This window comes from Enterobacter sp. fkY84-1, assembly GCF_052974705.1.
Window position 1 is genome coordinate 1,835,710 of the sequence record NZ_CP169393.1, and the last position, 26,662, is coordinate 1,862,371.

The 26,662-nt window shown below is 57.4% G+C and carries 29 protein-coding genes; 14 read left to right on the forward strand and 15 right to left on the reverse strand.

The annotated features are described in order from the left end of the window. Positions 1-71 precede the first annotated feature (71 nt). Complete coding sequence (locus ACEPLT_RS08700) at positions 72-326, forward strand: putative hemolysin (protein WP_008500743.1); 255 nt, start codon at positions 72-74, stop codon at positions 324-326. An 80-nt stretch (positions 327-406) separates the two neighbouring features. Further along, positions 407-712, forward strand: a complete 306-nt coding sequence (locus ACEPLT_RS08705; protein ID WP_008500742.1) for a hypothetical protein — start codon at positions 407-409, stop codon at positions 710-712. Here ACEPLT_RS08705 and ACEPLT_RS08710 read toward each other — a convergent pair whose 3' ends face one another. Then, complete coding sequence (locus ACEPLT_RS08710; protein ID WP_023327138.1) at positions 713-1,057, reverse strand: DUF488 domain-containing protein; 345 nt, start codon at positions 1,055-1,057, stop codon at positions 713-715. 101 nt (positions 1,058-1,158) lie between these two features. On the opposite strand from ACEPLT_RS08710, the gene ACEPLT_RS08715 reads away from it, so the two are divergent. After that, complete coding sequence (locus ACEPLT_RS08715) at positions 1,159-1,866, forward strand: CTP synthase C-terminal region-related (seleno)protein (RefSeq protein WP_021241044.1); 708 nt, start codon at positions 1,159-1,161, stop codon at positions 1,864-1,866. A 31-nt stretch (positions 1,867-1,897) separates the two neighbouring features. Here ACEPLT_RS08715 and ACEPLT_RS08720 read toward each other — a convergent pair whose 3' ends face one another. After that, positions 1,898-3,085, reverse strand: coding sequence for a CynX/NimT family MFS transporter (locus tag ACEPLT_RS08720; RefSeq protein ID WP_021241045.1), 1,188 nt, complete (start codon positions 3,083-3,085; stop codon positions 1,898-1,900). A 99-nt stretch (positions 3,086-3,184) separates the two neighbouring features. Between ACEPLT_RS08720 and ACEPLT_RS08725 the strand changes: the two genes are divergently transcribed. Beyond that, on the forward strand, positions 3,185-3,976 hold the full coding sequence (locus tag ACEPLT_RS08725) for an AraC family transcriptional regulator (RefSeq protein WP_021241046.1): 792 nt from the start codon (positions 3,185-3,187) through the stop codon (positions 3,974-3,976). On the opposite strand, the gene ACEPLT_RS08730 is transcribed toward ACEPLT_RS08725, so the two are convergent. Next, complete coding sequence (locus tag ACEPLT_RS08730; protein ID WP_008500737.1) at positions 3,960-4,406, reverse strand: DUF441 domain-containing protein; 447 nt, start codon at positions 4,404-4,406, stop codon at positions 3,960-3,962. The two genes, ACEPLT_RS08725 and ACEPLT_RS08730, sit on opposite strands and share 17 nt — an antisense overlap. 144 nt (positions 4,407-4,550) lie before the next feature. On the opposite strand from ACEPLT_RS08730, the gene yoaI reads away from it, so the two are divergent. Then, on the forward strand, positions 4,551-4,655 hold the full coding sequence (gene yoaI, locus ACEPLT_RS08735) for a small membrane protein YoaI (RefSeq protein ID WP_010430055.1): 105 nt from the start codon (positions 4,551-4,553) through the stop codon (positions 4,653-4,655). A 21-nt stretch (positions 4,656-4,676) separates the two neighbouring features. Here the strand turns inward: yoaI and ACEPLT_RS08740 are convergent, their stop codons facing one another. The 3 genes from ACEPLT_RS08740 to yeaG all read right to left on the reverse strand — a co-directional run bounded on the left by ACEPLT_RS08740 (position 4,677) and on the right by yeaG (position 8,569). Continuing rightward, the gene (locus tag ACEPLT_RS08740; protein ID WP_008500735.1) at positions 4,677-5,177 is read right to left on the reverse strand and encodes a YbaK/prolyl-tRNA synthetase associated domain-containing protein; all 501 of its coding nucleotides are present in this window, start codon (positions 5,175-5,177) and stop codon (positions 4,677-4,679) included. Between the two features lie 99 nt (positions 5,178-5,276). Continuing rightward, positions 5,277-6,560, reverse strand: coding sequence for a YeaH/YhbH family protein (locus ACEPLT_RS08745; protein ID WP_023292702.1), 1,284 nt, complete (start codon positions 6,558-6,560; stop codon positions 5,277-5,279). Positions 6,561-6,634: 74 nt separating this feature from the next. Then, positions 6,635-8,569, reverse strand: coding sequence for a protein kinase YeaG (yeaG, locus tag ACEPLT_RS08750; protein WP_008500713.1), 1,935 nt, complete (start codon positions 8,567-8,569; stop codon positions 6,635-6,637). A 431-nt stretch (positions 8,570-9,000) separates the two neighbouring features. Between yeaG and ACEPLT_RS08755 the strand changes: the two genes are divergently transcribed. Then, positions 9,001-9,747, forward strand: a complete 747-nt coding sequence (locus ACEPLT_RS08755) for a MipA/OmpV family protein (protein WP_021241048.1) — start codon at positions 9,001-9,003, stop codon at positions 9,745-9,747. 78 nt (positions 9,748-9,825) lie between these two features. On the opposite strand, the gene ACEPLT_RS08760 is transcribed toward ACEPLT_RS08755, so the two are convergent. Continuing rightward, positions 9,826-10,710, reverse strand: a complete 885-nt coding sequence (locus ACEPLT_RS08760) for a D-hexose-6-phosphate mutarotase (protein WP_023327142.1) — start codon at positions 10,708-10,710, stop codon at positions 9,826-9,828. A gap of 72 nt (positions 10,711-10,782) precedes the next feature. After that, positions 10,783-11,778, reverse strand: a complete 996-nt coding sequence (gapA, locus tag ACEPLT_RS08765; RefSeq protein WP_006809136.1) for a glyceraldehyde-3-phosphate dehydrogenase — start codon at positions 11,776-11,778, stop codon at positions 10,783-10,785. A gap of 341 nt (positions 11,779-12,119) precedes the next feature. Here gapA and msrB point away from each other — a divergent pair, with 341 nt between their 5' ends. Further along, positions 12,120-12,533, forward strand: a complete 414-nt coding sequence (gene msrB, locus ACEPLT_RS08770) for a peptide-methionine (R)-S-oxide reductase MsrB (protein WP_008500710.1) — start codon at positions 12,120-12,122, stop codon at positions 12,531-12,533. 41 nt (positions 12,534-12,574) lie between these two features. Next, positions 12,575-12,847, forward strand: a complete 273-nt coding sequence (locus tag ACEPLT_RS08775; RefSeq protein WP_021241050.1) for a YeaC family protein — start codon at positions 12,575-12,577, stop codon at positions 12,845-12,847. A gap of 50 nt (positions 12,848-12,897) precedes the next feature. On the opposite strand, the gene ACEPLT_RS08780 is transcribed toward ACEPLT_RS08775, so the two are convergent. From ACEPLT_RS08780 to sppA, 4 genes are all read right to left on the reverse strand, one after another. Then, positions 12,898-14,151: a glycoside hydrolase family 18 protein gene (locus tag ACEPLT_RS08780; RefSeq protein WP_023343914.1), complete on the reverse strand. Its 1,254-nt coding sequence runs from the start codon at positions 14,149-14,151 to the stop codon at positions 12,898-12,900. A 220-nt stretch (positions 14,152-14,371) separates the two neighbouring features. Next, positions 14,372-15,013 carry a bifunctional nicotinamidase/pyrazinamidase gene (pncA, locus tag ACEPLT_RS08785; protein ID WP_023327146.1) on the reverse strand — a complete coding sequence of 214 codons (642 nt, stop codon included), beginning with the start codon at positions 15,011-15,013 and terminating at the stop codon, positions 14,372-14,374. A gap of 9 nt (positions 15,014-15,022) precedes the next feature. Then, positions 15,023-16,039 (reverse strand): asparaginase, encoded by a 1,017-nt coding sequence (ansA, locus tag ACEPLT_RS08790; RefSeq protein ID WP_008500705.1) that lies wholly within the window; start codon positions 16,037-16,039, stop codon positions 15,023-15,025. Positions 16,040-16,102: 63 nt separating this feature from the next. Next, positions 16,103-17,959: a signal peptide peptidase SppA gene (gene sppA, locus ACEPLT_RS08795; RefSeq protein ID WP_232928410.1), complete on the reverse strand. Its 1,857-nt coding sequence runs from the start codon at positions 17,957-17,959 to the stop codon at positions 16,103-16,105. Between the two features lie 167 nt (positions 17,960-18,126). Between sppA and ACEPLT_RS08800 the strand changes: the two genes are divergently transcribed. The 3 genes from ACEPLT_RS08800 to ACEPLT_RS08810 all read left to right on the forward strand — a co-directional run bounded on the left by ACEPLT_RS08800 (position 18,127) and on the right by ACEPLT_RS08810 (position 21,756). Beyond that, positions 18,127-18,678, forward strand: coding sequence for an NAD(P)H nitroreductase (locus tag ACEPLT_RS08800; RefSeq protein WP_045353688.1), 552 nt, complete (start codon positions 18,127-18,129; stop codon positions 18,676-18,678). 116 nt (positions 18,679-18,794) lie between these two features. After that, on the forward strand, positions 18,795-19,838 hold the full coding sequence (gene selD, locus ACEPLT_RS08805) for a selenide, water dikinase SelD (protein ID WP_008500702.1): 1,044 nt from the start codon (positions 18,795-18,797) through the stop codon (positions 19,836-19,838). Between the two features lie 4 nt (positions 19,839-19,842). Beyond that, entirely contained in the window at positions 19,843-21,756 is a 1,914-nt protein-coding gene (locus tag ACEPLT_RS08810; RefSeq protein WP_032651511.1) for a DNA topoisomerase III, read from the forward strand. A 114-nt stretch (positions 21,757-21,870) separates the two neighbouring features. Here the strand turns inward: ACEPLT_RS08810 and gdhA are convergent, their stop codons facing one another. Next, positions 21,871-23,214, reverse strand: a complete 1,344-nt coding sequence (gene gdhA / locus ACEPLT_RS08815; protein WP_008500700.1) for an NADP-specific glutamate dehydrogenase — start codon at positions 23,212-23,214, stop codon at positions 21,871-21,873. A gap of 229 nt (positions 23,215-23,443) precedes the next feature. Between gdhA and ACEPLT_RS08820 the strand changes: the two genes are divergently transcribed. Continuing rightward, positions 23,444-23,716, forward strand: a complete 273-nt coding sequence (locus tag ACEPLT_RS08820) for a YnjH family protein (RefSeq protein WP_008500699.1) — start codon at positions 23,444-23,446, stop codon at positions 23,714-23,716. Here ACEPLT_RS08820 and ACEPLT_RS08825 read toward each other — a convergent pair. After that, on the reverse strand, positions 23,676-24,092 hold the full coding sequence (locus ACEPLT_RS08825; protein ID WP_269837240.1) for a pyrimidine (deoxy)nucleoside triphosphate diphosphatase: 417 nt from the start codon (positions 24,090-24,092) through the stop codon (positions 23,676-23,678). The genes ACEPLT_RS08820 and ACEPLT_RS08825 overlap by 41 nt on opposite strands. Positions 24,093-24,167: 75 nt before the next feature. Here ACEPLT_RS08825 and ACEPLT_RS08830 point away from each other — a divergent pair, with 75 nt between their 5' ends. Then, a complete protein-coding gene (locus tag ACEPLT_RS08830) occupies positions 24,168-24,737 on the forward strand; it encodes a carboxymuconolactone decarboxylase family protein (RefSeq protein ID WP_023292695.1) in 570 nt (189 codons plus the stop codon). Continuing rightward, on the forward strand, positions 24,730-25,347 hold the full coding sequence (locus ACEPLT_RS08835; protein WP_023292694.1) for a CDP-alcohol phosphatidyltransferase family protein: 618 nt from the start codon (positions 24,730-24,732) through the stop codon (positions 25,345-25,347). Before ACEPLT_RS08830 ends, ACEPLT_RS08835 begins: the two co-directional genes overlap by 8 nt. Here ACEPLT_RS08835 and ACEPLT_RS08840 read toward each other — a convergent pair. Next, positions 25,344-26,651 carry a sulfurtransferase gene (locus ACEPLT_RS08840; RefSeq protein ID WP_063417447.1) on the reverse strand — a complete coding sequence of 436 codons (1,308 nt, stop codon included), beginning with the start codon at positions 26,649-26,651 and terminating at the stop codon, positions 25,344-25,346. The two genes, ACEPLT_RS08835 and ACEPLT_RS08840, sit on opposite strands and share 4 nt — an antisense overlap. Between the last annotated feature and the right edge of the window lie 11 nt (positions 26,652-26,662).

The following is a 26,662-nucleotide window of genomic DNA, read 5'->3' on the forward strand; positions in this document are numbered from 1 at the left end:
GGAGAAATCATGGAGAACGTGGCGATGACCCGTTACCCTTAGACTCTGATGACGTCAAAAGGATCAATGAGATGAGATTTCTGCTTCTGGCGCTGGCGCTTCCCCTGGCCGCCTGCACCGCCAAAACCACGCCACCTGATGCACCGAAACCGCCGCACGTTATCGGTATGGCGAACCCAGCTTCCGTCTACTGTCTGGAGAAAGGCGGGGAACAGGTCCCGGTTCAAAGCCCGCAGGGCGTGCGTACCGAGTGCAAATTACCGGGCGGCGAAGTGATCGATGAATGGACGCTCTATCGTCGCGACCATCCGCAACCCGCCAGGTGACAAAGTAATATTGCCTGCGATACACTTCTCTTTAAGATTATTCTTAGCCAGTTCCTGGCGTTCGTTATCGTGAGAGAAGTATGTTTCAGCTAAAACCGGGCAGCATGGCGATGATCGTTGGCGCCCGCACGGCGTCAGGCCGTCGCAATATTGGTAAATCCGTTGAGCTGTTTGGCCTTTGCCAGCCTGGCCTGCGTTTTGTTAACCCCGTCAACGGCGTGATGACGCAATTACCGGTCACCGCAGATCGCGCGCTTTGGCTGGTGACGGGGGATGTCTACGCCTTTGACAATCAGCATGGCTTTGCGTTTGTCCGCGCCGAACATCTGATGCCGCTCACCCCGGATGAAGCGCCGCAAATTCTGGATGAACTGACGATCGGCTGATCACAGATGGCGCAGCCAGTCGGCTAAGACCAGAGCGTGATTTTGCTCCGTGTTTTTGGCAGCAAAGAGCAGGGTGACGGTCTGCCTGCGCGCCAGCGTCGCCAGACGCACGCCCTCGTCAGCCTGCTGCGCCAGCTCTTCCCGATAGGCCTGACTGAAGGCGGCGAAATCAATCGTGTCGCTGTGAAAAGCCTTGCGTAATTCATTCGAAGGCGTGAGCGCTTTACACCATTCGTCATACGCGAGATCCGTTTTCTTCAGCCCGCGCGGCCACAGCCTGTCCACCAGTACCCGATAGCCGTCGTCAGGGCTTGCCTGTTCGTATACCCGTTTGCACTGAATCATGATTCCACCCTCCCAATTTAAGGTATTGTGATAATTGCAAAAGATCGGTAGTCTGAGGTTCCTTATGTTATCTGATAATACTCTGGCATAAGGAACCTTTCATGGAACACCTCCCGGTTAAAACAACGCTGCGCATTGCGCTGGTTGGCGATTACAATCCCAATGTTATTGCGCATCAGGCTATCCCGCTGGCCATTGACGACGCCGCCGCAGTGCTTGACCTCACCGCCGATTACGACTGGCTGGCCACGACGGAGCTAACAAGCGCTGAAGATCTGGTGGGCTACGATGCCATCTGGCTGGTTCCTGCCAGCCCCTATAAAAACACGGCGGCCGCTTTTATTGCCGCGCGCTACGCCCGTGAGAACGGCATCCCGTTCCTGGGCACCTGCGGCGGGTTCCAGCATGCGCTGATTGAGTATGCCCGAAACGTGCTGGGCTGGGCTGATGCGGCACACGCTGAGACGGATACCGAAGGCACCATGGTGATTGCGCCGCTGACCTGCTCGCTGGTGGAAAAAACGGATGCCATTGAGCTGCGCAATAATACGCTGATCGCCAAAGCGTATGGCAAGCCGGAAATTGAAGAGGGGTATCACTGTAACTATGGCGTGTCGCCGGCGTTTGCGCAGGCGCTGGAAAGCGGTGATATGCATGTAACGGGCTGGGACGATCAGGGTGAAATTCGTGCCGCGGAGCTGGTGACGCACCCGTTCTTCGTGATCACCTTATTCCAGCATGAACGTGCCGCGCTGGAAGGACGCCCGGTCGTGCTGGTGCAGGCGATGCTGCGCGCGGCGCGCGGGTAAAAAAGGCAGACCCGGTGGTCTGCCTGAGGATTTAACGGGGCGCGATCTCCCGGTCTCGCCCGGCTAACACACCGCAGATAGCCATTATCACAGCGGCCAGCGCACAGCCCAGAAGCGGGATTTGCCAGTCTCCTGCGGTATCGTGAATTTTCCCCATCAGCGGCGGGCCGCAGGCGGCAAGCAGGTAGCCAATCGACTGTGCCATTCCGGAGAGCGCCGCCGCCTGGTGCGCAGAGCTGGCGCGCAGGCCGATGAACGTCAGGCCGAGGATCATTGTTGCCCCTGTGCCAAAGCCAAACATCAGCGTCCACATCACCGCCATTCCGGGCATAAACCATAATCCTGCCGCGCTTATCGCGCACATCAGTGCCACTAAGCCTGCGATCGCTCGCTGATCTTTCAGGCGGTGGAGGATCAGCGGAACGGCGAGTCCCGGCACGGCCGTGGCCAGCTGCAACAGACCGTGCACCGAACCGGCCTGCGCTTCGCTGTAGCCGTGGCTCAGCAATATCGCCGGCAGCCAGCCGATGATGACGTAGTAGATCAGCGAGTTAATTCCTAAAAAGAGCGTCACCTGCCAGGCGAGGGCCGAGCGCCAGAGCGCGCGGTTTTGCAGCGCGCCTGCGCCCGTTACCGTTGCGACGTGTTTCTGACGCCACTGCGGCAGCCAGAGCAGCAGTGCGACCAGCGGAAACGCCATCAGCATCAGCAGCGCGCCATGCCAGCCCGCGCTCCCCTGTGCAAGGGGAACGATCATCGCTGAGCCAAACGCCGCCGAGACGCCCATCGTCAGGGAATAGGCGCCGGTGAGCTTCGCCACCTGGCCCGGAAAATCACGCTTAATTAATCCCGGTAACAGCACGTTCCCGAGCGCAATACCGCAGCCGACGATCGCCGTTCCGATGAAAAGCAAAGCGGCGGAAGGCAGCGAGCGAACGGCAATCCCGGCGCAAATGAGCAGCAGGGCGATAAACAGGCTGCGCTCCATGCCGATACGCCGGGCAACGCCTGCGGCGAGCGGCGAGACAAGGGCGAAAGCCAGCAGGGGCAGGGTGGTCAGCAGACCGGTTTGCGCCGTGCTTAAGCCATAATCAAGACGAATGGTATCGAGCAGCGGCGCTGCGCCAGTAAAGGTGACGCGAAGCGTGGTGGCAATCATCAGGATGCCTGCAATCAACAGCGCGCCGTGTTTTCCTGAGGTGCGAATAGCAGTAGTCATTATGTTCTCATACGTTCAAGCGAGCGCACACAATACCGATTTTCTCAGCGGTTGAAATCAGGCTAAAATGACAGTTTATCGCTCATATCGGACAAACTGATGATTGGTCTGGGACTGGAAGGCTACGATCCGGATAGCCAGTACGATGCGGCCGTCGCATTTCGCATTCAGGTAGTGGCGGAGGAACAATATATTCCGCTTCATCATCACCGTAAGGGGCAGCTGATTCTGGCCCTCGGCGGCGCAATCACCTGTGAAGTGGAAAATGCCATGCTGATGGTGCCGCCTCAGTATGCCGTCTGGATCCCTGGCCAGATGCCGCACAGCAACAGGGCCACGCCGGGCGCGCAGCTCTGCTTTTTGTTCATTGAGCCGGGGACTGCCAGCCTGCCCGAGCGCTGCTGTACCCTGAAAATTTCCCCCCTGGTGCGGGAGCTGATTTTATCGCTCGCGGAAAAATCACGTGAACAGCTGCAGCTCGCGGCCACCTCGCGTCTGGTGGACGTCCTGTTTGACGAGCTGCCGCTCCAGCGTCAGGAGCATCTGCAGCTGCCCGTGTCGCCCCATCCCAAAATCCGGCTGATGAGCGAGAAGATGGCGGAAGAGCCCGCCGCCTGGCAGACGCTGGCGCAGTGGGCGAGCCACTTCGCCATGAGCGAGCGCAACCTGGCGCGGCTGGTAGTGAAGGAGACCGGTCTGAGCTTCCGCCGCTGGCGTCACCAGCTGCAGCTGATTGTGGCGTTACAGCATTTAATAAGCGGCAAATCGGTGCAGCAGGTGGCCCAGTCACTGGGCTATGACTCGACCACCGCGTTTATCACCATGTTCAGGAAGGGACTGGGCCAGACGCCGGCGCGTTATATGGCCAGCCTGACTACGACTTCCCAATAAACAGCGAGACAAGGCCTGCCGCAATCAGCGGGCCGACCGGCACGCCGCGAAAGAGCGCCACGCCCAGCACGGTGCCCACCAGCAGGCCCGCCACCAGCGAGGGCTGGCTGCTCATCAGCGTGACGCCGCGTCCGCCCAGCCATGACACAAAAATCCCCACCGCGATCGCCACCAGCGATTTCCAGTTTACAAACGAATGCAGCAGCGTTGAGGCGGGAAGCGTGCCGCTGGCGATGGGCGCCATTACCCCGATGGTTAAGATGATGATCCCGATGGTGAGGCCTTGTTTTTCTATCCACGGGAAAAAGGTATTTAACGGAGTCACGCGCACAATTATCAGCACCAGAATCGAGATGGCGACGGTGGTGTTATGGCTGATAAAGCCGAGCGCGGCGAGTGCCAGAAGAATGAGCAGAGTAGGATCAAACATTGGGAATCCTTGCCAGAATAATGGTCCTGTTTACTGTACGCGCAAACGCGGCAGAGAACAGTGTTAAAAAGATTTTATCGTTGTCATAACCTTGTCATTTACGCGGATTAAAACGAAAGCAGATATCGCAAAAGGGTCGCCATCATGAACGATCACATGTTTGTGGAAACGCTGATTATCTCCTCATCGTTTTTCGCTATTGCCGTTATTCTTGTTGCCTCCGTGCTGTTCCTGGAAAGAAAAGGCTGACAGGGGCATCAGCCATCGCAGTTACGCTTTATGGAAGGTGACAAGCTCAGGACGGGCGATGCGCAGGTAATCCTGGGTATCCATAATAACGGATTTCTCCAGCAGGCCGGCGTTAAACGCGATTTCGTCAAAGCGCTCGAACAGCAGCGGGTCGGCAACCAGTGCCAGGTCAGGATGGAAGCTAAAGGGCGGGATAGCGCCGAAAACGCAGGCGGTCAGGGCATCGACTTCGGCCGGGCTGGCGAGGGAGGCCTTTAGCCCGCCAAAATGGCTGGCAAGCTGGCTCAGGTCAGCCTGCAGGTCGGCGGCGAGGATCGCCAGAACATGTTTCTTTACGCCGTTTCCCTTCACCTTGCAGACCAGGGCTTTGGCGCCTTGCCGCAGGTCGGTTCCGCGAATTTCACTTACCGCTTCACATTTCCCGACCGCCTCGTGCTCCATGACGCGAAAACGCGCGCCCTGCTCGGTGAGTAAGGTAATGAGCTGCTGGTGGGTTCCTGTTCCAATAACGTCGTCAGTCATAACGATTTTCCCGGTGATAATCCAGTATGCAGGGGTCTACATTAGCACGGGATGAACGGGGTCGAAAGAAAACAGCCAGCGGGTTCGCTGGCTGTGGGATTATGCGTTGCTGGTAGCAGACTGCTTGTGGAACAGCTCCCTGAACACCGGATAAATGTCATCCTGGTCACGGATATGCTGCATGGCAAAATTATCGAACATCGACTGCAGATGCTCATACTCCCGCCACAGGGTCTGGTGCGCACGACGGGTGATTTCGATATAGCTGTAGTAACGCACGACCGGCAGAATTTTCTTCGCCAGAATCTCGTGACACAGCGGCGAGTCGTCGGCCCAGTTATCGCCATCCGACGCCTGCGCGGCATAAATGTTCCACTGTGCCGGGTCGTAGCGCTCTTTGACCACTTCATCCATCAGCTTCAGCGCGCTCGAGACGATGGTGCCCCCGGTTTCCTGCGAGTAGAAGAACTCATGTTCATCCACTTCTTTTGCCTGGGTATGGTGACGGATATAGACCACCTCGACGTTTTTATAGGTTCTGCTCAGGAACAGATAGAGCAGGATATAAAAACGCTTCGCCATATCCTTGGTGGCCTGATCCATCGAGCCGGACACGTCCATCAGACAGAACATCACCGCCTGGCTGGAGGGCTCAGGGCGTTTTTCGTAGTTCTTGTAGCGCAGGTCGAAGGTGTCGATAAACGGGACCCGTTCGATCTTCGCCCTCAGCTCTGCAATCTCTTTACGCAGGCGCTCCTCTTCCAGCAGTTGCGCCGGTTCCGTATTTTCCACCACCTTCAGGCTGCTCTCCAGCTCGCGCAGTTCGCGACGTTTGCCTGCCGTCATGGCCGTGCGTCGCGCCAGCGAGTTCTGCAACGAACGCACGACGCTGATGTTGGCGGGCACGCCGTTGGCGGTATAGCCCGCGCGGTGGGTTTTATATTCATTAAGCTGACGATGCTGATTCTTTTTCAGATTCGGCAGCGCCAGGTCTTCGAACAGCAGGTCGAGATATTCATCTTTTGAAATCTGGAAAACAAATTCGTCCTGACCTTCACCGTCCTGGCTGGCCTGTCCCTGACCGCTTCCTGAACCACCGCCGCCGCCCTGAGGGCGCTCAATTCTGTCGTTCTGAACGAAGTGGTCATTACCTGGGTGTACGCGATGGCGCAGGCCGCCTCGCCCCTGATGAAACATCGGTTCGCTGATGTCATCGGTAGGGATGGAGACAGACTCGCCGCTGTCGACGTCGGTCACCGAGCGTTTGTTGATGGCCTCGGAGATAGACTGTTTAATTTGCGCTTTATAACGACGCAAGAAGCGCTGGCGGTTCACCGTGCTCTTGTTTTTGCCGTTAAGACGCCGGTCAATAAACCAGGTCATATACCCCCCGTACTGCATTTGCCAACTTGCATTTTGTAGGCCCGGCAGGCGCTAACCGCCGCCGGGCACTTGTTTTAAGACGATTTACGCACGCGCAGGTACCATTCGCAGAGCAGGCGGACCTGTTTGCGGGTGTAGCCTTTTTCCATCATTCGGTCGACAAAATCGTCGTGTTTTTTCTGTTCATCGGTTGAGGTTTTGGCGTTAAACGAGATCACCGGCAGCAGCTCTTCGGTATTGGAGAACATTTTCTTCTCAATGACCGTGCGCAGCTTCTCGTAGCTGGTCCAGTTCGGATTGCGCCCGTTGTTATGCGCTCTGGCGCGCAGGACGAAGTTCACAATCTCGTTACGGAAGTCTTTCGGGTTGCTGATCCCGGCAGGCTTCTCGATTTTTTCCAGCTCCGCGTTCAGGGATTCACGGTCAAACAGCTGGCCGGTATCCGGGTCGCGGTACTCCTGATCCTGGATCCAGAAGTCAGCGTAGGTGACATAACGGTCAAAAATGTTCTGCCCGTATTCTGAATAGGATTCCAGGTAAGCCGTCTGGATCTCTTTGCCAATGAACTCGGCGTATTTCGGGATCAGGTAACCTTTCAGGAACTCAAGGTAGCGTTCAGCCTGCTCCTGGGGGAACTGCTCGCGCTCGATTTGCTGCTCCAGCACGTAGAACAGATGCACCGGGTTGGCCGCCACTTCCGCATGGTCGAAGTTAAAGACGCGGGAGAGGATCTTAAACGCGAAGCGCGTGGACAGACCGTTCATCCCTTCATCAACCCCGGCGTAGTCGCGATACTCCTGATACGACTTCGCTTTCGGATCGGTATCCTTCAGGCTCTCACCGTCATAGACGCGCATTTTCGAGTAGATGCTGGAGTTTTCCGGCTCTTTCAGGCGCGACAGGATGGAGAAGCGAGACAGCGTTTCCAGCGTGCCCGGCGCGCACGGCGCATGCACCAGCTCACTGTGGTTAAGCAGTTTCTCGTAAATTTTGATCTCTTCGGAGATCCGCAGGCAGTAAGGCACCTTAACGATGTACACACGGTCAAGGAAGGCCTCATTGTTTTTGTTATTACGGAAGGTCACCCATTCAGATTCGTTCGAGTGGGCGAGAATAATCCCGTTAAACGGCAGGGCGGAGATACCTTCCGTCCCGTTGTAGTTTCCTTCTTGAGTGGCCGTCAGCAGCGGATGCAGCACCTTGATGGGCGCTTTAAACATCTCGACGAATTCCATAATCCCCTGGTTAGCCCGGCACAGCGCGCCAGAGTAACCGTAGGCATCCGGGTCGTTTTGCGCGAAGTTTTCCAGCTTGCGGATGTCGACCTTACCGACCAGCGCCGAAATATCCTGGTTGTTCTCATCACCGGGTTCCGTTTTGGCGATGGCGATCTGTTCCAGGATCGACGGCCAGACTTTCACCACGCGGAATTTGGTGATGTCGCCACCAAACTCATGCAGGCGTTTTGCCGCCCACGGCGACATGATGGTGCCGAGGTAGCGACGCGGGATGCCGTACTCTTTATCCAGAATCTGCGCATCTTCCTGCGGATTGAACAAGCACAGCGGATGGTCGTTCACCGGGCTGCGCTCGCCATTGGCGCTCAGGACATAGATAGGCACGCGCTGCATCAGCGACTTCAGGCGTTCCGCCAGCGAGGATTTACCGCCGCCCACGGGGCCGAGTAAATAGAGGATCTGTTTCTTCTCTTCCAGACCCTGAGCGGCATGCTTCAGGTAGGAGACAATCTGCTCTATGGCATCTTCCATGCCATAGAACTCTTCAAACGCCGGGTATCGGGCGACCACCCGATTCGAAAAGAGACGGGAAAGCCGGGGTTCCAGGGCAGTGTCAACCATGTTTGGCTCACCAATAGCCATCAATAGCCGTTCTGCCGCATTGGCATAGGCACTGCGATCTTGCCGACAGATGGTAAGAAACTCCTGCAGTGTGAACTCTTCGTCCTTGGCAGCTTCATAGCGCTGGCGATAGTGATCGAATATATTCATGGCATGCCGTCCTTTCGTTTTTTAGCACAGGATAAGAGCCGTTCGTATGAGTAGTGGAGGCTCCCGGAAGAGAATCTCTCGCACCTCACTGCCAGAGCAGCAACCTGTGTGCCAGGTCAGACGCTAAGAACCGCAGGGTGTTCAGGAAAACTCTTCTTAAATTAAAGCGTAGATGGCATTTGCAAAACTTGCATGCCCATAAAATCTACTTTCAATGACATATCAATAACTCATCCAAAAATTTCCACTCTGGTAATAAGGCAAAAGCACATTTTTCATTCAGCGGTCATGTAAATGAAAGCCGGTTGTCATCTGATAAGTTAAAAATAATGGGTTAATCAGACTGATTAGCAGGCAAAAAATTTTGGGATGTACGGGAATGGCGGTTACACTTCACCCGCTGATTATTTGACTACAGGAAAGAATGGATTGTGACCAAACTCAAACTTCTGGCATTAGGCATCCTTGCCGCGACCGCAGTAAGCACCGCACAGGCGGAAAGTCAGTGGACGGTTGGCGCGGGTGTTGGCGTCATTAACAGCCCGTACAAACAGTATGACCGTGATGTTTATCCTGTGCCGGTTATCACCTATGAAGGCGATAACGTCTGGTTCCGTGGGCTCGGCGGCGGCTACTATCTGTGGAACGATACGGCCGATAAGCTTTCCATCATGGCGTACTACGATCCTACGCACTTCAAGCCGGGTGACAGCGACAGCCACGCGCTTCGCCAGCTCGACAAGCGTAAAAGCTCGATGATGGCCGGCCTCTCTTATGTGCATAACACCCAGTATGGCTTCCTGCGTACGGCCCTGGCAGGCGATACGCTGGATAACAGCAACGGCTTTATCTGGGATCTGGCGTGGCTGTACCGTTACACCAACGGTGGTCTGACCCTGACGCCGGGTATTGGTGTGCAGTACAACAGCGAGAACTACAATGACTACTATTATGGCGTCTCTAAAAACGAGTCCCGTCGTAGCGGTCTGAAGAGCTACAGCGCAGATGACGGCTGGGATCCGTACCTGGAGCTGACCGCGAGCTATAACTTCCTTGGCGACTGGAGCGTGTACGGTACTGGCCGTTATGAGCGTCTGAGCGATGAAGTGAAAGACAGCCCGATGGTCGATAAGTCCTGGGCAGGCATCTTTTCCGTCGGTGTGACCTACAAGTTCTGATTGCGCACTTATATTGTGCAATTGGTGCATCAAAACGGGGCGCTTGCGCCCCGTTTGCTTTAGTGTGGTGCAGCGAGATTATCGCTTAATAATGCGGATCGTCTGACCTAAACGAGATGGCTTTTCTTCACTCGCTTTCTGCGGGGCAGTCACGCAGGCCGTTTCCACGCAGACAAACGTTTTATAACCGTCGTCAGGCACGTCGGCCATGCTGACAGACAGTGCAGGGCCCGGGTTCCAGCCCACCACGTTGCTGTGATGGTGATGTACTACCTCAATGCCGCGGTTCAGGGCACCGTCGTGGATCATGCTGCATGCTTCCGGATGCAGATAGACGCGGTCGGTACGGTCAGGAAAAGCCTGAACGCCGTCGCTGAGTTTGCCTTCTTTCGCGTTGTCGACTTTATCGATAAAGGTATCGCCAAGGCCACTCACCTTCACAGCGCTGATGTCACCCACGTTGAAATAGGTGTGCAGGGCGGAGGTGGTTTCGAACTCGCCGTGGGCTTCCAGTTCGATTTCACAGGTTTTACCCAGCTTAAAGCGGGCGTACAGTGTGAAATCGTGCGGCCACAGAGCGCGGGTTTCGTCATTTGCCTGCAGCTCAAAGGTCAGCACGGCGCCGCTGTCGTCTTCGTTATGCGCTTTCAGGGTCCACTGCTGGTTACGGGCAAAACCGTGAGAAGGCAAACCCGGCTGTGCGGACGGGCCGAACCACGGCCAGCAGATCGGTACGCCACCACGGATTGCAGCCCCTTTTTTGAAGGAGGTCGCATCACTGAGCCACAATCCCTCAACTTCACCTTCGGGTTTCCAGGAGAGCAGGTGGGCGCCGTTCAGCGCCACGGAGGCCTTAACGCGTGGATGGTCAACGACGATAACGTCAGCACCGTCAATCTGGCGGCGGGAGAGCACAGGGGTAAGTTGTTCGACTACCGGAAGTGCAAAAATTTTATTAATCATTAAGCAATCCTCTGTCTTATAAATAAAAAAGGCGACCGAAGTCGCCTTTTTGGATCAAACACTCATCTCAACTTATTTGGAGATGTGAGCGATCAGGTCCAGTACTTTGTTAGAGTAGCCGGTTTCGTTGTCGTACCAGGATACCAGTTTAACGAAGTTGTCGTTCAGTGCGATACCTGCTTTAGCATCGAACACGGAAGTGCACACTTCGCCGTTGAAATCGGTAGAAACAACGTCGTCTTCGGTGTAACCCAGAACGCCTTTCATTGGGCCTTCGGAAGCAGCTTTGATTGCTTTCTTAATTTCTTCATAAGAAGCAGCTTTTTCCAGACGAACGGTCAGGTCAACAACGGATACGTTAGGAGTTGGAACGCGGAACGCCATACCAGTCAGTTTGCCATTCAGTTCTGGCAGTACTTTACCTACAGCTTTAGCCGCACCGGTAGAGGATGGGATGATGTTCTGAGCCGCGCCACGGCCGCCGCGCCAGTCTTTGTGAGACGGGCCATCAACGGTTTTCTGAGTAGCGGTGGTTGCGTGAACGGTAGTCATCAGACCTTCGATGATGCCGAAGTTGTCGTTGATAACTTTAGCCAGCGGTGCCAGGCAGTTGGTGGTGCAGGATGCGTTAGACACGATATCCTGGCCAGCGTAAGTTTCGAAGTTTGCACCACGAACGAACATTGGGGTGTTGTCTTTGGAAGGACCCGTCAGAACAACTTTCTTCGCACCAGCAGTGATGTGTTTACGTGCAGTTTCGTCGGTCAGGAAGATACCGGTTGCTTCAGCAACAACGTCAACACCAATTTCGTTCCATTTCAGGTTAGCTGGGTCTTTCTCAGCAGTAACGCGGATGGTTTTGCCATTTACAACCAGGTGGCCGTCTTTCACTTCAACGGTGCCGTCGAAACGACCGTGAGTTGAGTCGTACTTCAGCATGTACGCCATGTATTCAGCGTCCAGGAGATCGTTGATACCAACGATTTCGATGTCAGAACGTTTCTGAGCAGCACGGAAAACAATACGGCCGATACGGCCAAAACCGTTGATACCTACTTTGATAGTCATATATTCCACCAGCTATTTGTTAGTGAATAAAAGGTTGCCTGTAAAATTACAAAAACCTTACGCAGCGTCAAGCGGAATCGTGTCAATCATTGCGACAAATCAATCCTGTGACTAACGTTTGTGCGACTGACTCGCCTCACTTTCCCTTTGAGCTTGCAACCACATGGGGGCTGCGCCCGGAATTTTAAAGTCCTCGCAGGATAAAAATGTGAATGTGATCACAATTGCCTGACCGCCTTTTCGCGACACATAAGTTTAGATCAAAAGTGCACGCAAGGGTGTTAATGTTTTGTTAGAATGCGGGGTAAAAGATGTCTGTTTCTACAGCGAGATGTAAGCATATGTCGAACCAACGTAACCCTGACGATTTGAAAAAAAACCTCACAGAAATGCAGTTTTACGTGACGCAGAACCACGGAACGGAACCCCCGTTCACCGGGCGTTTACTGCACAACAAGCGGGACGGTGTCTACCACTGCCTGGTCTGCGATGCCCCGCTGTTTAATTCACAAACGAAATTTGATTCGGGCTGCGGCTGGCCGAGCTTTTACGAGCCGGTGAGCGATGAGGCTATCCGCTATCTGACCGACTCGTCGCACGGCATGGTGCGCACCGAAATTCGCTGCGGCAACTGCGATGCGCACCTTGGACACGTCTTCCCGGATGGCCCTCAGCCAACGGGCGAGCGTTTCTGCGTGAATTCAGCCTCAATGAGCTTCACTGACGACGAAAACGGCGACCAGATCAAGGGTTGAAAAAACGATTCAGCAAATTATTCCTTTAAAAGGGCGGGATTGTGAATATTGAAGACATGATTAGCGGTATGACGCCGGAGATTTATCAGCGTCTGGTCACCGCCGTAGAGCTGGGAAAATGGCCCGATGGCGTCGCGCTGACCCCGGAGCAGAAAGAAAACAGCCTGCAGCTGGTGATGCTGTGGCAGGCGCGCAACAACACCGACGCGCAGCACATGACGATCGACACCCATGGTCAAATGGTGATGAAGAGCAAGCGTGAGCTGAAAGAGGACTTTGGTATCACCCCGAAGCCGATTGCGACTTTCAAATAATGCTCTCATGTAGGCCGGGTAAGCGCTAGCGCCACCCGGCACGCTACACTTTAGTGCGGGATCCCGAGCGACGCCGCCAGCTGCTTCGCTAACTGGTTTTCATCATCCGCGCCGTACTCCCAGAACATCGCTCCGGCGAGACCTTTCTCTTTGATGTAGTCCGCTTTGATCGCCACGGATCGCGGGTTCTCATACGAAATCGCAAACAGCGCGTTGCCATCGGCACCCTTCACCGAAAGCCACGGCACTTTCGCCTGGTCGTCCCAGTGCTCGGTAAAGCGTTTCTGCGGATCGTTCAGCAGCTTTTTGACGATATCGTTGTACTTCACGTAGGTATCTTTGGTCAGGTCGTAGCCGAGCGACTTGAACAACCCGATCTCCTGCGGCCCGAAGTAGGGCTGAGTGGCCGGATTTTTTTGCGCATCGGGTTTCGTCCAGTCAATGCCCGGCTCCACGGCGCGTTTCGGTACGCGGCCATAGAAACCAATCCCGAGATTCATCTGCTGCGGCTTCAACCCGGCGGCCAGATAGTTGTTCACCACAAAATCGACGCTGTATTTGTCCGCGGCGGCCACCGTCGGCCAGGCGCTGGAGTCGTACAGGTTGGCATTGAAATACTGCGTGCCGTACGCCATGTCGTAGGTCATCAGGTTGATGTAATCGAGCAGGGGGGCAATGGCTTTCACATCCACCCAGCTTTTCGGACTTTCCGCATTCGCGCCTACCGCAATGGTCACCAGCTTTTTATGCCCGAACGCGTCGCGCATCTCCTTCAGCAGGGCGGTAAAGTTATCCCTGTCGGCGGGCTGGCTTGCCACCAGGCCCCAGGCACCGTTGACCGGATACTCCCAGTCGAGGTCGATCCCGTCCAGACCATATTTTTCAACAATCTCCTGCGCGGAGCGGATGAACACCGCGCGACTCTCTTGGGTTGCCGCTGCGCCAGAGAAACCACGCGCGCCCCAGCCGCCGACGGAGAGCAGGACCTTAAGATTTGGGTTTTGCTTACGCAGGGTGGGGATCAAGGCCAGGTCGGACGCCACTTTTGGCGATAGCCAGATTTGATGCAGCTTCGCCGGATCTTTCAGCGCGGCGTTGGTTTCGTCTTTTTCGTCGTTATAGACCAGACCAAACGAGTAGTTCAGGTGGGTGATCTGGCGAACGTCAAGTTTATTGATATCGCCACCCGGTCCGGCGGTGACGTCGCCACCCCCGTTAAAATAGCCCACGGACATCAGGGAACTGGCGGAGGCAACTGACGCGCAAAGCAAGGGTAAGGCTGCCAGCAAGGGCAAACGTTTCATACAAGTTCCTCTTTGACTTAATAAAAATAACCACGCCACGGAAAAGGCGTGGCGAAAAAACAGCCTGAAGAGAATAGCATTGCCGCTTCGCTGAGGTTGCGAGGGAGTTCACTTTATGGGGATCGGAGGGGGAGTTTTGCCGGGTGGCGCTGACGCTTACCCGGCCTAAAACCAAAGAAGTCGGCCGGGTAAGGCGCAGCCGCCACCCGGCTTAAAAGGCCTAAGCCTGCGTTTCCAGCCAGTCTTCGAGCGTATACAGCGTCGCGCCTTCCGCAGCCATATCCATAAACGCCTGAGCGCTGTCCTGCGGGTGAATGTTCACCCCGCGGCAGCCGTCGGTGATGACGCTGACGGTGTAGCCTAACTGAAGCGCGTCCAGCACGGTGAACTTCACGCAGTAGTCCGTTGCCAGCCCCAGCACAATCAGCTCCGTGATTTCGTGGTGACGTAACCACGCATCGAGAGCGGTTTTCTGACGATGCCCGTTATCAAAAAACGCGCTATAGCTGTCGATAGCCGGGTTTTCGCCTTTGTGGAACACCGCATCGATGGCCTTTTGATTCAGGAGCGGATGCAGCGCCGCGCCTTCCGTTTGCTGTACGCAGTGATCCGGCCAGAAAGTTTGCGCCAGCCCGTCGAGTTCACCCTGGGTGAAGGGCTCGACATTGTGCTGGCTGGCAAAGCTGCCGTGATTTGCCGGGTGCCAGTCCTGGCTTGCGACAACTGCTTCACCACGGGCTTTGCACCAGTCAATCAGCGTGTTGGCTACGTCAACGGTGCTGTCACCTTCGGCGACGGCCAGCGCACCGCCCGCGCAGAAATCATTTTGCAAATCGACCAGGAGCAGGGCGCGTTGCTTCATGAGACCTCCTTATTCGTCAGGCGTCAGTTCGCCGCGCAGGTTTTGCATCATCGCGCTGCGAATGGACTGAATGTCCAGATCCTGACTCAGTAAATAGTGAAGTTTAGTCAGCGTTGCCTCAACGGTCATATCGAAACCGCTGATCACCCCCGCATGCGCCAGCGCGTTGCCGGTGGCATAGCCGCCCATATTGACTTTACCGGACATACACTGGGTCAGGTTTACCACCACAATTCCGCGCTCGCTGGCCTCCTGAAGCTCTTTCAGGAATTCACCGTTCTGTGGGGCGTTGCCCACGCCGTAGGAGCGCAGGATAAGCGCTTTCACCGGCTGGCGCAGGAAGTTACGCACCACGTCCGCAGAGATACCCGGATAAATGGTCACCACGCCAATCGGTTGCGGAGTAATCGGATGCACAATCAGCTCGCCCGCGGTGTTCGGCGCAGGAGGGGTTCCCAGACGACGGATATGAATCCCGGCCTCCAGCAGCGGCTGCAGGTTGGGTGAGGCAAAGGCGTCAAAGCCGTCGGCGTGGGCTTTGGTGGTGCGGTTACCGCGATAAAGACGGTTGTTAAAGAACAACGACACTTCGTTAATCGGGTAATTCGCCGCCACGTACAGGGAGTTCAGCAGGTTGATCTGCCCGTCAGAGCGCAGCTCCGCCAGCGGAATTTGCGATCCGGTGACGATAACCGGCTTGCTCAGGTTCTCCAGCATGAAGGAGAGCGCCGAGGCGGTAAATGCCATGGTGTCGGTACCGTGCAGGATCACGAAGCCGTCGTACTGGTCGTAATGGGCTTTAATATCATCCGCGATGTGCTGCCAGTCTTCCGGCGTCATGTCGGAGGAGTCCATCAGCGGCTCGTATTCGTGGATGGTAAAGTCAGGCATTTCCGGACGGTGGAATTCGGGCATCAGCGCAAGCTGACGCTGCAGGTGGCCGGAGACGGGGATATAGCCGTTTTCGGAGCGCTGCATACCGATGGTACCGCCAGTGTAGGCTACATAAATCGATTTCTTCTGCATGGTAGTGAGTTCTTGTTCTTCAAAAGAAAAAAATCCCCTCTTCGTAGGAAGAGGGGACGGTTTTTAACGGACGTTCGCGCAGGTCAGGCAAAACGCGTAACGACTCTGTGGATCGTTAAAGGCCGCAAGCTTATCGCTTTCTGCCTTCATCGCTTTTGCCGCCGTGGCGACCGGCGCAGGCAGGTAAGCCTGCAGCGCCTCCGGCAGCATGGCGCGTACCGAGCCGGACATGCTGTCCATGACCATATCGAAGAACGACGGTTCGTCCTGGTAATACTCGATATGCCACTGCTTCAGCTTCGCCAGTTCGGCGGCTTTCTTCACCGCGTCATCGAAGTCGCCAAGGCTGTCCACCAGTCCGTTGCTCTTCGCATCCTGACCGGTCCAGACGTGGCCCTGCGCAATCTGGTCGATCTGCTCAGGCGTCTTTTTGCGCGAGTCGGCGACCAGGGTGATAAAGCGTTTATAGCCGTTCTCAATGCTGAGCTGCATCATCTCAGAGACTTCCGGCGGCAGGGATTTGGTCACCGCGACATCCGCGAGCGGAGAAGTCGCTACGCCGTCAGTATGCACGCCCAGAGAATCCAGGCTGTTTTCTACGGTGTTGATCACCCCGAAGATGCCAATCGAGCCGGTGAGCGTGCTTGGGTTCGCCACGATGTAGTTGGCTGGCGTGGAGATCCAGTACCCCCCGGAGGCGGCCATTCCGCCCATTGAGACGACGACAGGCTTACCGGCGGCGCGGGCCGCGGCCAGTTCAGCGCGGATCACTTCGGAGGCGCTGACGCTACCGCCAGGGCTGTTGACCCGCAGGACAATCGCCTTCACTTTCGGATCCAGGCGCGCATCGCGGATTTGTGACGCGGTGGTGTCGCCGCCCACGTTCCCCGGAGTTTCCTGACCGTCCATGATCGCACCGTTAGCAAAGACCACCGCGACGCTGTCACCGTTCTCATCCGGTTTCTTCGTCGAGTAATCATACATGCTGATGGCGCTGTAATTTTTGTCCTCTTTGCTCCAGCCAAACTGTTTGCTCAGGGATTTTTCAATCTCGGCGCTGGTGCCCAGGGCATCAACCAGTTTGTTATCGAGCGCGTATTTCGCGGTATCGCCGTCAACCTTACGCAGGCCTGCCAGCACGCCCTGCGCGCCAGGGAACACCTGCTCAGGCGTAATCTGACGGTTCGCGGCAACGGTGCCGAGATAGTTCTGCCACAGCTCGCCAATCCAGCGGCTGTCCGCTTCGCGGGCGGCAGGTGACATATCGTCGCGGATAAACGGCTCCACGGCGGATTTGTACGTGCCGACGCGGAAGACGTGGGTGGTAACCTTCAGCTTGTCGAGCAGCGATTTGTAGTACAGGCCGTTGGTGGCAAAGCCGTGCAGATCGACCGTACCCTGCGGGGAGAGCCAGATTTTATTGGCGAAGCTCGCCAGATAATATTGTCCCTGGCTGTAGCTGTCGCCCACGGCAATCACCGGCTTGCCGCTGTCGCGGAATTCGCGCAGCGCTTTACCGATGTACTGCATAGAGGGCTGGTCGCCGCCGGCAAAATCTTTCAGATCCAGCACGATGCCGGTGATGTTGCGGTCATCTTTCGCCTGCCGGATGGCATCGACGATATCGAACAGGGAGTTTTCCTGCAGGCGGTCGGACGTGGCGCCAAACAGCTGGCGACTGATCACACCCAGACGGTTGCTGGCTGACGGTTTATCAACGATGACGCCGGTGATATCGAGTAACAGGGCCCCGCGAGTCGAATGCTGCGCCTGATTTGCGTTGCTGATGTGCATCCAGATGCCCGCGCAAACCAGAACCAGCAGGATGAAGAAGATATTCATCACCAGGTTGCGGACGAAGTTGAGCAGTCGCCACGTCCATTTAAAGAAACCGGCAATAATTCGCCAAAGGGTTCGCATGTATTCTCCCTAACCAGAAAATGACTGTTTCCGTCGCCACTGGACGGTAATGTTGGGTTATCGTAATGACCCAACCGCCACTTGTCAGCAGGAATCGCCTGCCAGGCTGTAACAAAATCTGCCGTCGTGTTAATTTTGTGAGTAAATTTCAAGAAAGGAGTTAACCAATGGACGCACTCGAACTGCTTGTTAACCGCCGTAGCGCTTCCCGTCTGGCCGAACCTGCCCCGGCAGGCGAGCAGCTGGAGAACATTCTGCGTGCCGGCATGCGTGCCCCCGATCATGGCACGCTGCAGCCGTGGCACTTCTTTGTGATTGAAGGCGAAGGCCGCGATCGTTTCAGTAAACTGCTGGAACAGGGGGCGGTGGCCGCAGGGCAGGATGAGAAAGGAATCGATAAGGCGCGTAATGCCCCGTTCCGCGCCCCGATGATCATTGCTGTCGTGGCAAAATGCCAGGCGGATCATAAAGTCCCGGTCTGGGAACAGGAAATGTCTGCGGGCTGTGCGGTGATGGCGATGCAGATGGCCGCCGTCGCGCAAGGCTTTAACGGTATCTGGCGCACCGGTGCGCTGACCGAAAGCCCGGCGGTCCGGGACGGTTTTGGCTGCGGTGAGCATGACAAAATTGTCGGTTTCCTCTATCTCGGTACTCCGCAGCTTAAAGCCTCCAGCACCATCAGCGTGCCGGACACCACGCCTTTCGTCAGCCGTTTCTGATAGCGCGCGCTAAACTGTCTGGATTCTGAGCATCTGCCGCAGAATTCAGACAGTCATACTTACCTCTTTATGGAATGAGCGCTACCATAGCGCGATTGAGATGACAGGAGACGTCCATGAGCGAGCAAACCATTCGTTTAACGCAGTACAGCCACGGAGCCGGTTGCGGTTGTAAAATTTCCCCGAAAGTGCTGGAGACCATCCTGCACAGCGAACAGGCGAAGTTTGTCGACCCGAACCTGCTTGTCGGTAACGAAACGCGTGACGATGCAGCGGTTTATGACCTGGGTAACGGCACCAGCATTATCAGCACCACCGACTTCTTTATGCCGATTGTCGACAACCCGTTCGATTTCGGGCGTATTGCGGCCACCAATGCCATCAGCGATATCTTCGCCATGGGCGGCAAACCGATTATGGCGATCGCTATTCTGGGCTGGCCGATCAACACCATCCCGCCGGAAGTGGCCCGTGAAGTGATTGATGGCGGCCGTTTCGCCTGCCAGCAGGCGGGGATTGCGCTGGCCGGTGGTCACTCTATCGATGCGCCGGAGCCTATCTTCGGCCTGGCCGTTACCGGCGTGGTCCCGACCGAGCGCGTGAAGCGCAACAGTACCGCGCAGGCGGGCTGCAAGCTGTTCCTCACCAAGCCGTTGGGCATTGGCGTGCTGACCACCGCCGAGAAAAAATCCCTGCTCAAACCGGAGCACAAAGGGCTGGCAACGGAAGTCATGTGCCAGATGAACCTCGCGGGTGCCGCTTTCGCCAATATCGACGGCGTGAAGGCGATGACCGACGTGACCGGTTTTGGTCTGCTGGGGCACCTCTCCGAAGTGTGTCAGGGCGCGGGCGTGCAGGCGCAGGTCTGGTATCAGGACGTGCCGAAGCTACCGGGCGTGGAAGAGTATATTGCTCAGGGCGCGGTCCCGGGCGGTACCCAGCGTAACTTCGCCAGCTATGGTCACCTGATGGGCGAAATGCCAGAAGAATGGCGCAACCTGCTGTGCGATCCGCAAACCTCCGGCGGCCTGCTGCTGGCGGTCACGCCGGAATCCGAAGCCGAGGTTCAGGCCACGGCCGCCGAGTTCGGCATTACCCTGACGGCGATCGGCGAGCTGGTGACCGCGCGCGGTGGCCGACCGATGATTGAGATCCGTTAATTCGATGCGGTTGTTTATTGCCGAAAAGCCGAGCCTGGCCCGTGCCATTGCCGATGTGCTGCCCAAGCCGCATCGCAAAGGCGACGGCTTTATCGAATGCGGTAACGGGCAGGTGGTCACCTGGTGTATCGGTCACCTGCTTGAGCAGGCGCAGCCGGATGTCTATGACAGCCGCTACGCCCGCTGGAATTTAAACGATCTGCCCATCGTGCCGGAAAAATGGCGCCTGCAGCCCCGACCTTCGGTGACCAAACAGCTCAACGTGATCAAGCGCTTCCTGCATGAAGCCGATGAAATCGTGCACGCGGGTGACCCGGACAGGGAAGGACAGCTGCTGGTGGATGAGGTGCTGGACTATCTTGAACTGGCGCCGGAAAAGCGCCAGCAGGTGCAGCGCTGCCTGATCAACGACCTCAACCCGCAGGCGGTGGAGCGTGCGATCTCGCGCCTGCGCGCCAACAGCGAATTTATTCCGCTGTGCGTCTCGGCGCTCGCGCGTGCCCGCGCCGACTGGCTGTACGGTATCAACATGACCCGCGCCTACACCATCCTCGGGCGCAACGCGGGCTATCAGGGCGTGCTCTCCGTGGGGCGCGTGCAGACGCCGGTGCTGGGGCTGGTCGTGCGTCGTGATGAAGAGATTGAGAACTTCGTCGCCAAAGATTTCTTTGAAGTGAAAGCGCATATCGTCACGCCTAAAGACGAACGCTTTACCGCCGTCTGGCAGCCGAGCGATGCCTGCGAGTCATATCAGGATGAAGAGGGGCGTTTGCTGCACCGTCCGCTGGCGGATCATGTGGTTAACCGCATTACCGGACAGCCCGCTATCGTCACCAGCTATAACGATAAACGGGAATCAGAACCCGCGCCGCTGCCGTTCTCGCTGTCGGCCCTGCAGATTGAGGCCGCGAAGCGCTTTGGCCTCAGCGCGCAGAACGTGCTGGACATCTGCCAGAAGCTCTATGAAACCCATAAGCTGATCACCTATCCGCGTTCGGATAGCCGCTACCTGCCGGAAGAGCATTTTGCCGGTCGTCATTCGGTGATGAACGCCATAGGCGTGCACGCGCCGGATCTGCTGCCGCAGCCGGTGGTGAACCCGGACACCCATAACCGCTGCTGGGACGACAAAAAGGTGGACGCCCACCACGCGATTATCCCGACGGCGCGCGCCAGCAGCGTCAACCTGACGGATAACGAAGCGAAGGTCTACAACCTGATCGCCCGCCAGTACCTGATGCAGTTCTGCCCGGACGCGGTGTTCCGCAAATGCGTGATCGAGCTGGAAATCGCAAAAGGGAAGTTTATCGCCAAAGCCCGTTTCCTCGCGGAAGCAGGCTGGCGCACGCTGCTCGGCAACAAAGAGCGTGACGAAGAGAACGACGGCACGCCGCTGCCCGTGGTCGCCAAAGACGACGAGCTGCTGTGCGAGAAAGGGGAAGTGGTGGAACGCCAGACCCAGCCGCCGCGCCATTTTACCGATGCGACGCTGCTTTCCGCGATGACCGGAATCGCCCGGTTCGTGCAGGATAAAGATCTGAAGAAGATCCTGCGCGCCACCGACGGTCTGGGTACGGAGGCAACCCGCGCGGGGATCATCGAGCTGCTCTTTAAGCGCGGTTTTCTTGAGAAAAAGGGGCGCTATATCCATTCGACCGAGCCGGGCCGCGCGCTGATTCATTCCCTGCCGGAGCTGGCCGCCAGGCCGGACATGACCGCGCACTGGGAATCGGTGCTGACGCAGATCAGCGAGAAGCAGTGCCGCTATCAGGACTTTATGCAGCCGCTGGTGGGGACGCTTTACCAGCTGATCGATCAGGCGCGCAGCACGCCCGTGAAAACGTTCAGAGGGATGGTTGCACCCGGTGGTGGCGCGAAGAAACCGTTTAAAAAGAAAAAGAGCGCGGCCGCCTCTTAACCCGTAGGCCGGGTCAGGCGAAGCCGCCACCCGGCGAAAAGCCGCTCTGCGGCCTGAAAAAAGCCCGGTGGCGCTAACGCTTACCGGGCCTACAGGGCGAGAACGCCGCGAAACTTAAATCACACCCTGCCCAATCATCGCATCCGCTACCTTCACGAACCCGGCGATATTCGCCCCACGCACGTAGTTGGTTTGTGACGCTTCACCGCCATATTCCACGCAGGCGTGGTGAATATCCAGCATGATATGGTGCAGGCGCGCATCCACTTTCTCCGCCTTCCAGCCGAGACGCGCGGCGTTTTGCGCCATTTCGAGGCCGGAGGTTGCCACGCCGCCCGCGTTGGCGGCCTTGCCCGGTGCAAACAGCACGCCTGCCTCCAGGAACAGGTCCGTCGCGTCGATGGTGGTCGGCATGTTTGCCCCTTCGGCGACCGCTTTTACGCCGTTGCTAATCAACGTGCGCGCGGCTTCAGCATCCAGCTCGTTCTGCGTGGCGCACGGCAGGGCGATATCCACCGGCACGCCCCACGGCTGTTTCCCTTCGAGGTAGGTCAGGCCAAACTCCCGGGCGTAATCCGCCACGCGTCCATCGCGGCTGGCTTTGATTTCACACAGGCGCGCCAGCTTCTCTGCCGTGAAGCCCGCTTCATCCACCACCGTTCCGCTGGAGTCAGAGGCGGTCACCACGCGAGCGCCAAACTGCATCGCTTTTTCAATCGCGTACTGCGCCACGTTACCGGAGCCGGAAACGGCTACGCGCATGCCTTCGAAGCCTAAGCCGTGACGCTTGAGCATGGCCTCTGTGAAGTAAACCAGGCCGTATCCGGTCGCTTCCGGGCGGATCAGGCTCCCGCCAAACGACAGCCCTTTGCCGGTAAAGACGCAGGCGCTGTTGTTGGAAAGCTTTTTCATCATCCCGGCCATAAAGCCCACTTCACGTCCGCCCACGCCGATATCACCGGCAGGCACGTCGGTGTCCGGGCCGAGGTGACGGTAGAGTTCGGTCATCAGCGCCTGGCAGAAACGCATCACTTCACCTTCGCTTTTGCCTTTCGGGTCGAAATCGCTGCCGCCTTTTCCGCCGCCCATGGGCAGCGTGGTCAGTGCGTTTTTAAAGGTCTGCTCGAAGCCGAGGAATTTCAGAATCGACAAATTCACGGACGGATGGAAACGCATGCCGCCCTTAAACGGGCCGATGGCGGAGTTAAACTGGACGCGCCACGCGCGGTTAACCTGCACCTGATTGCGATCGTCCACCCAGGTCACGCGGAACTGGATCACGCGCTCTGGCTCGACCAGGCGTTCGAGCAACGACATCTGGCGATAGCGCGGGTTTTGTTCAAGGAAGGGCCACAGGGTGGTCATCACTTCACGCACGGCCTGGGCGAACTCGCTTTGGTGCGGGTCGCGCTGCTGAACATGGGCAAGGAAACTTTCCAGAGAGCGTGTCTGATCCATAGATATAAGAACCTCTTATAATAATGTTTGTATATGACTTATGCGTTTTGTGTTGTTTTTTTGACTATACCACCCGTACCGCTTTGTGTGGCAAGCAGAAATTCAGGACGAAAGGGAAATTAATGACAGGTGCTGCGTCATAACCAAAAGCGATGACGAGATAAATTAAAGGTTCCGCGCCGGTTTACCGTTATAGTCATTATCAAGGGAACAACAGGAAGATGTGTCTATGAACCGTTATGTACTTACCGCGTTATGTGCGATCTTTACCGCAGGCGCGCAGGCTGACCGCATTCGCCCGGATGTAGAAGTGAACGTGCCGCCGGAGGTGTTTAGCTCCAGCGGCCAGCGCGCGCAGCCGTGTAACCAGTGCTGCATCTACCAGGATCAAAACTATTCTGAAGGGGCCGTCGTGAAGGCGGAGGGCGTGCTGTTGCAGTGCCAGCGCGACGAGCGCGCCATCAGCACGAACCCGCTGGTCTGGCGTCGCGTAAAACAATAAACGCCTCCAGCAGGGGAATATCCGCGGGGGCTAAGGCGTAGCCAAACGCCTCTTCCGGCGTGCACCATGCCAGCGCGCTGTGGTAGTGCGCCGTGAGCGCACCGCTAAACGCAGGAACGTGCCAGGCGTGCAGGTTGATTAAGCGCTGCGAGACTACACGCTGGTGGCTTGCCACGTATTGCGCGGGCCGCGCTTCAATACCCAACTCTTCGCGCAGCTCGCGGATAAGCGCCTCGGGCTGGGTTTCACCCGCCTCGACTTTGCCGCCTGCAAATTCCCACATGCCCGGCTGGTCGGCGTGGGCAGGGCGCTGCGCCAGTAAAATTTTGTCGTCTTTTTCGATGATGGCGGCAACGACATCGAGTGTTTTCAGCATGGTCGTCAATAATTGATAGCGAAAAAAGACATATTATCGTGCCCTTTCTCAGAGTCCAGTAATCAGGAGAATCAGGTGAAAGAGACTACCGCCTGGGTTGCCCCTATCGAATCCCTTCCCGCCAGCCTTAGACCGATTGCCGTGATGCAGAAAAAGCATTTTGGCGCCGTGCTGAATCCCACGCGCTGGTGGGGGCGCATGCCGCGTCTGTTCTGGCTGGTGGCGCTGTTCGTCGGTTTTCTGGAGCGTCGTCGCGCGCGCCTGTCACCCGTGCTGCGTTCGCTACTCATGACGCGGGTGTCCCAGCTCTGCCACTGCGCTTTCTGTATTGATGCCAACAGCCTGCGGCTGGCCGAGCGCTGCGGGGCGCTGGAAAAGGTGCAGGCCGTTAGCGACTGGCAGGCATCCGCCTTGTTCACGCAGCAGGAGCGCGCGGCGCTGGCCTACGCCGAGGCGGTGACCGCCACGCCGCCCCGGGCGGATGAGGCCATCAGAACGGCGCTGAAGCGCCACTTTACGGAAGATGCCATCACCGAGATGACGGCGCTCATTGCCTTTCAGAATCTCTCTGCCCGCTTTAACGCCGCGCTGGATATTCCGGCGCAGGGGCTATGCGCCACCTTTAACGAGACGCCCCATGCTTGATCGCCATCTTCACCCGCGGATAAAACCGGCGCTGGATCGTCTGGTCTCCGTGCTGGACAGGCCGGGCATCACGCCCGACGGATTGACCCTGACCGGGTTTGCCATCGGCGTGCTGGCGCTGCCGTTTCTGGTCCTTGGCTGGTATCCGGCGGCGCTGGTCGCCATCGTGCTTAACCGCCTGCTGGACGGTCTGGACGGGGCGCTGGCGCGCCGCAGAGGCCTGACCGATGCGGGGGGATTTCTCGATATCGCGCTCGACTTTCTGTTCTACGCCCTGGTGCCGTTTGGCTTTGCGCTGGCAGCACCGGCAGAAAATGCGCTGGCGGCCGCCTGGCTGCTGTTTGCGTTTATCGGGACCGGCAGCAGTTTTCTGGCGTTTGCGGCCCTGGCCGCGAAGCACGACATCGACAACCCCGGCTATGCGCACAAGTCGTTTTATTACATCGGCGGGTTAACGGAAGGGACGGAGACCATCATGCTGTTTGTGCTGTGCTGCCTTTTTCCTGCGCACTTTACGCTCTTCGCGTGGGTATTCGGTGCGCTGTGCTGGCTGACCACCACAACGCGCATCTGGAGCGGCTACGTGACGCTGAAGTCACTTAATCCTTAGCGCGCGCTTTCAGGCCCGCGCTCACCGGTCGTCACCGGGTTCTGCGGATGACTGCTCCATTCGTACCAGCCGCCGTCATAGACGGCGATATTCTTCCAGCCCATCGCCCGGGCGTACATAAAGGTTTCAGACGCCCGCCAGCCGGTGCCGCAGTAAAACGCGACGTGCTGTTCCGGCAGAATATTCCAGCGCTTCCACTGGGCGGCGATGTCGTCAGCGCTGCGCATGGTGCCATCCGGGTTATGGAAATCCTCCATGTGGGTGGCATCGCTGCCCGCGTGACCCCAGCGGGCACCGGCAATTTCACCTTTTGGCTTGATGTAGCTGTAGCCGCTGGTTTCGCCGATGAACTCCGGCCACGAGCGTATGCTGACCAGAGAGGCATCCTGACGGTGCAGCATGCCGCGCGCCTGTTCCATATCCACCATCAGCTGCGGCTGACCGGGGATCGGCGCGCCGAAATCGGGGGCGGGCGTCACTTTACCGGGCGTACCGCGCTCAACCGGCAGGCCTGCATCCGACCACGCCTTCCAGCCGCCGTCGAGAATACGCACATCCTTCACGCCCGCATACAGCATAATCTGCGCCACGCGCGCGGCGGCGTAGACGTCGCGGCCATACAAGATGACGGTGGTGTCGTGACGGATCCCGTGCTTCGCCAGCATCGCTTTCAGCTTGTCGTCGGAGACTTTATTCCACAGCGGTTCGCTTTCCACCTCGTTGGTGTCGATATAGCCCGCGCCGGGAATGTGGTTCAGCAGGTAAAACTTCGGTGCACCCCAGGCGGCCTCAATCACTTTCCAGTCGCCCGCCGGTGCGGCAGCCACGGGTTTACCCTGCTGGAGCCGGTGGATCCACTGCGGGTAAACAAGCTGTTCAAAGTGAGGCAGGCGCTGAAGGCGCTCGGGCGTCTGCAGAGCATCGCTGAGCAGCGAAACGTGGCGGTACCCGGCTTTCTCCAGGCGGGCTTTCACCGCCTGGTTATCGTTCTCGTCGCCGTACAGGGCGATGGTCGTCGCAGGGGTGAGCTGATGCTGTTTTGCCCACAGCGCAATCTGCTCGTCGCTCATGGCGCTGAGCCAGGCGGCAGCAAGGTTGAGCGCGGCGGGTTCATGCCCGGAGGGGCCGCTAAGCGTCTGCGGCCAGCCGTTATAGAAGGCGCTGGCGCGTGTGTCGACAGGCGTGCCGTGCTGTGCCTGAAGCTGAGACAGCGTGATGGCGTTGGGCATATCAGCCGCCAGCGAGGAAAAGGAAGCGAGGCCGCAGAGCAGGGCCAGCGCGGTCAGTTGAGAAACACGTTTCATCGAATAACCTG

What these genes read in the sequence shown, in the direction of transcription:
- ACEPLT_RS08720 (WP_021241045.1), bottom strand. Translation starts at nt 3,085, where the DNA reads ATGACTACTGCTATTCGCACCTCAGGAAAACACGGCGCGCTGTTGATT.
- ACEPLT_RS08715 (WP_021241044.1), top strand. Translation starts at nt 1,159, where the DNA reads ATGGAACACCTCCCGGTTAAAACAACGCTGCGCATTGCGCTGGTTGGC.
- ACEPLT_RS08725 (WP_021241046.1), top strand. Translation starts at nt 3,185, where the DNA reads ATGATTGGTCTGGGACTGGAAGGCTACGATCCGGATAGCCAGTACGAT.
- selD (WP_008500702.1), top strand. Translation starts at nt 18,795, where the DNA reads ATGAGCGAGCAAACCATTCGTTTAACGCAGTACAGCCACGGAGCCGGT.
- yoaI (WP_010430055.1), top strand. Translation starts at nt 4,551, where the DNA reads ATGAACGATCACATGTTTGTGGAAACGCTGATTATCTCCTCATCGTTT.
- sppA (WP_232928410.1), bottom strand. Translation starts at nt 17,959, where the DNA reads ATGCGAACCCTTTGGCGAATTATTGCCGGTTTCTTTAAATGGACGTGG.
- msrB (WP_008500710.1), top strand. Translation starts at nt 12,120, where the DNA reads ATGTCGAACCAACGTAACCCTGACGATTTGAAAAAAAACCTCACAGAA.
- ansA (WP_008500705.1), bottom strand. Translation starts at nt 16,039, where the DNA reads ATGCAGAAGAAATCGATTTATGTAGCCTACACTGGCGGTACCATCGGT.
- ACEPLT_RS08740 (WP_008500735.1), bottom strand. Translation starts at nt 5,177, where the DNA reads ATGACTGACGACGTTATTGGAACAGGAACCCACCAGCAGCTCATTACC.
- ACEPLT_RS08730 (WP_008500737.1), bottom strand. Translation starts at nt 4,406, where the DNA reads ATGTTTGATCCTACTCTGCTCATTCTTCTGGCACTCGCCGCGCTCGGC.
- ACEPLT_RS08780 (WP_023343914.1), bottom strand. Translation starts at nt 14,151, where the DNA reads ATGAAACGTTTGCCCTTGCTGGCAGCCTTACCCTTGCTTTGCGCGTCA.
- ACEPLT_RS08700 (WP_008500743.1), top strand. Translation starts at nt 72, where the DNA reads ATGAGATTTCTGCTTCTGGCGCTGGCGCTTCCCCTGGCCGCCTGCACC.
- ACEPLT_RS08760 (WP_023327142.1), bottom strand. Translation starts at nt 10,710, where the DNA reads ATGATTAATAAAATTTTTGCACTTCCGGTAGTCGAACAACTTACCCCT.
- ACEPLT_RS08820 (WP_008500699.1), top strand. Translation starts at nt 23,444, where the DNA reads ATGAACCGTTATGTACTTACCGCGTTATGTGCGATCTTTACCGCAGGC.
- ACEPLT_RS08835 (WP_023292694.1), top strand. Translation starts at nt 24,730, where the DNA reads ATGCTTGATCGCCATCTTCACCCGCGGATAAAACCGGCGCTGGATCGT.
- ACEPLT_RS08745 (WP_023292702.1), bottom strand. Translation starts at nt 6,560, where the DNA reads ATGACCTGGTTTATTGACCGGCGTCTTAACGGCAAAAACAAGAGCACG.
- gapA (WP_006809136.1), bottom strand. Translation starts at nt 11,778, where the DNA reads ATGACTATCAAAGTAGGTATCAACGGTTTTGGCCGTATCGGCCGTATT.
- ACEPLT_RS08800 (WP_045353688.1), top strand. Translation starts at nt 18,127, where the DNA reads ATGGACGCACTCGAACTGCTTGTTAACCGCCGTAGCGCTTCCCGTCTG.
- pncA (WP_023327146.1), bottom strand. Translation starts at nt 15,013, where the DNA reads ATGAAGCAACGCGCCCTGCTCCTGGTCGATTTGCAAAATGATTTCTGC.
- gdhA (WP_008500700.1), bottom strand. Translation starts at nt 23,214, where the DNA reads ATGGATCAGACACGCTCTCTGGAAAGTTTCCTTGCCCATGTTCAGCAG.
- yeaG (WP_008500713.1), bottom strand. Translation starts at nt 8,569, where the DNA reads ATGAATATATTCGATCACTATCGCCAGCGCTATGAAGCTGCCAAGGAC.
- ACEPLT_RS08840 (WP_063417447.1), bottom strand. Translation starts at nt 26,651, where the DNA reads ATGAAACGTGTTTCTCAACTGACCGCGCTGGCCCTGCTCTGCGGCCTC.
- ACEPLT_RS08710 (WP_023327138.1), bottom strand. Translation starts at nt 1,057, where the DNA reads ATGATTCAGTGCAAACGGGTATACGAACAGGCAAGCCCTGACGACGGC.
- ACEPLT_RS08825 (WP_269837240.1), bottom strand. Translation starts at nt 24,092, where the DNA reads ATGCTGAAAACACTCGATGTCGTTGCCGCCATCATCGAAAAAGACGAC.
- ACEPLT_RS08810 (WP_032651511.1), top strand. Translation starts at nt 19,843, where the DNA reads ATGCGGTTGTTTATTGCCGAAAAGCCGAGCCTGGCCCGTGCCATTGCC.
- ACEPLT_RS08705 (WP_008500742.1), top strand. Translation starts at nt 407, where the DNA reads ATGTTTCAGCTAAAACCGGGCAGCATGGCGATGATCGTTGGCGCCCGC.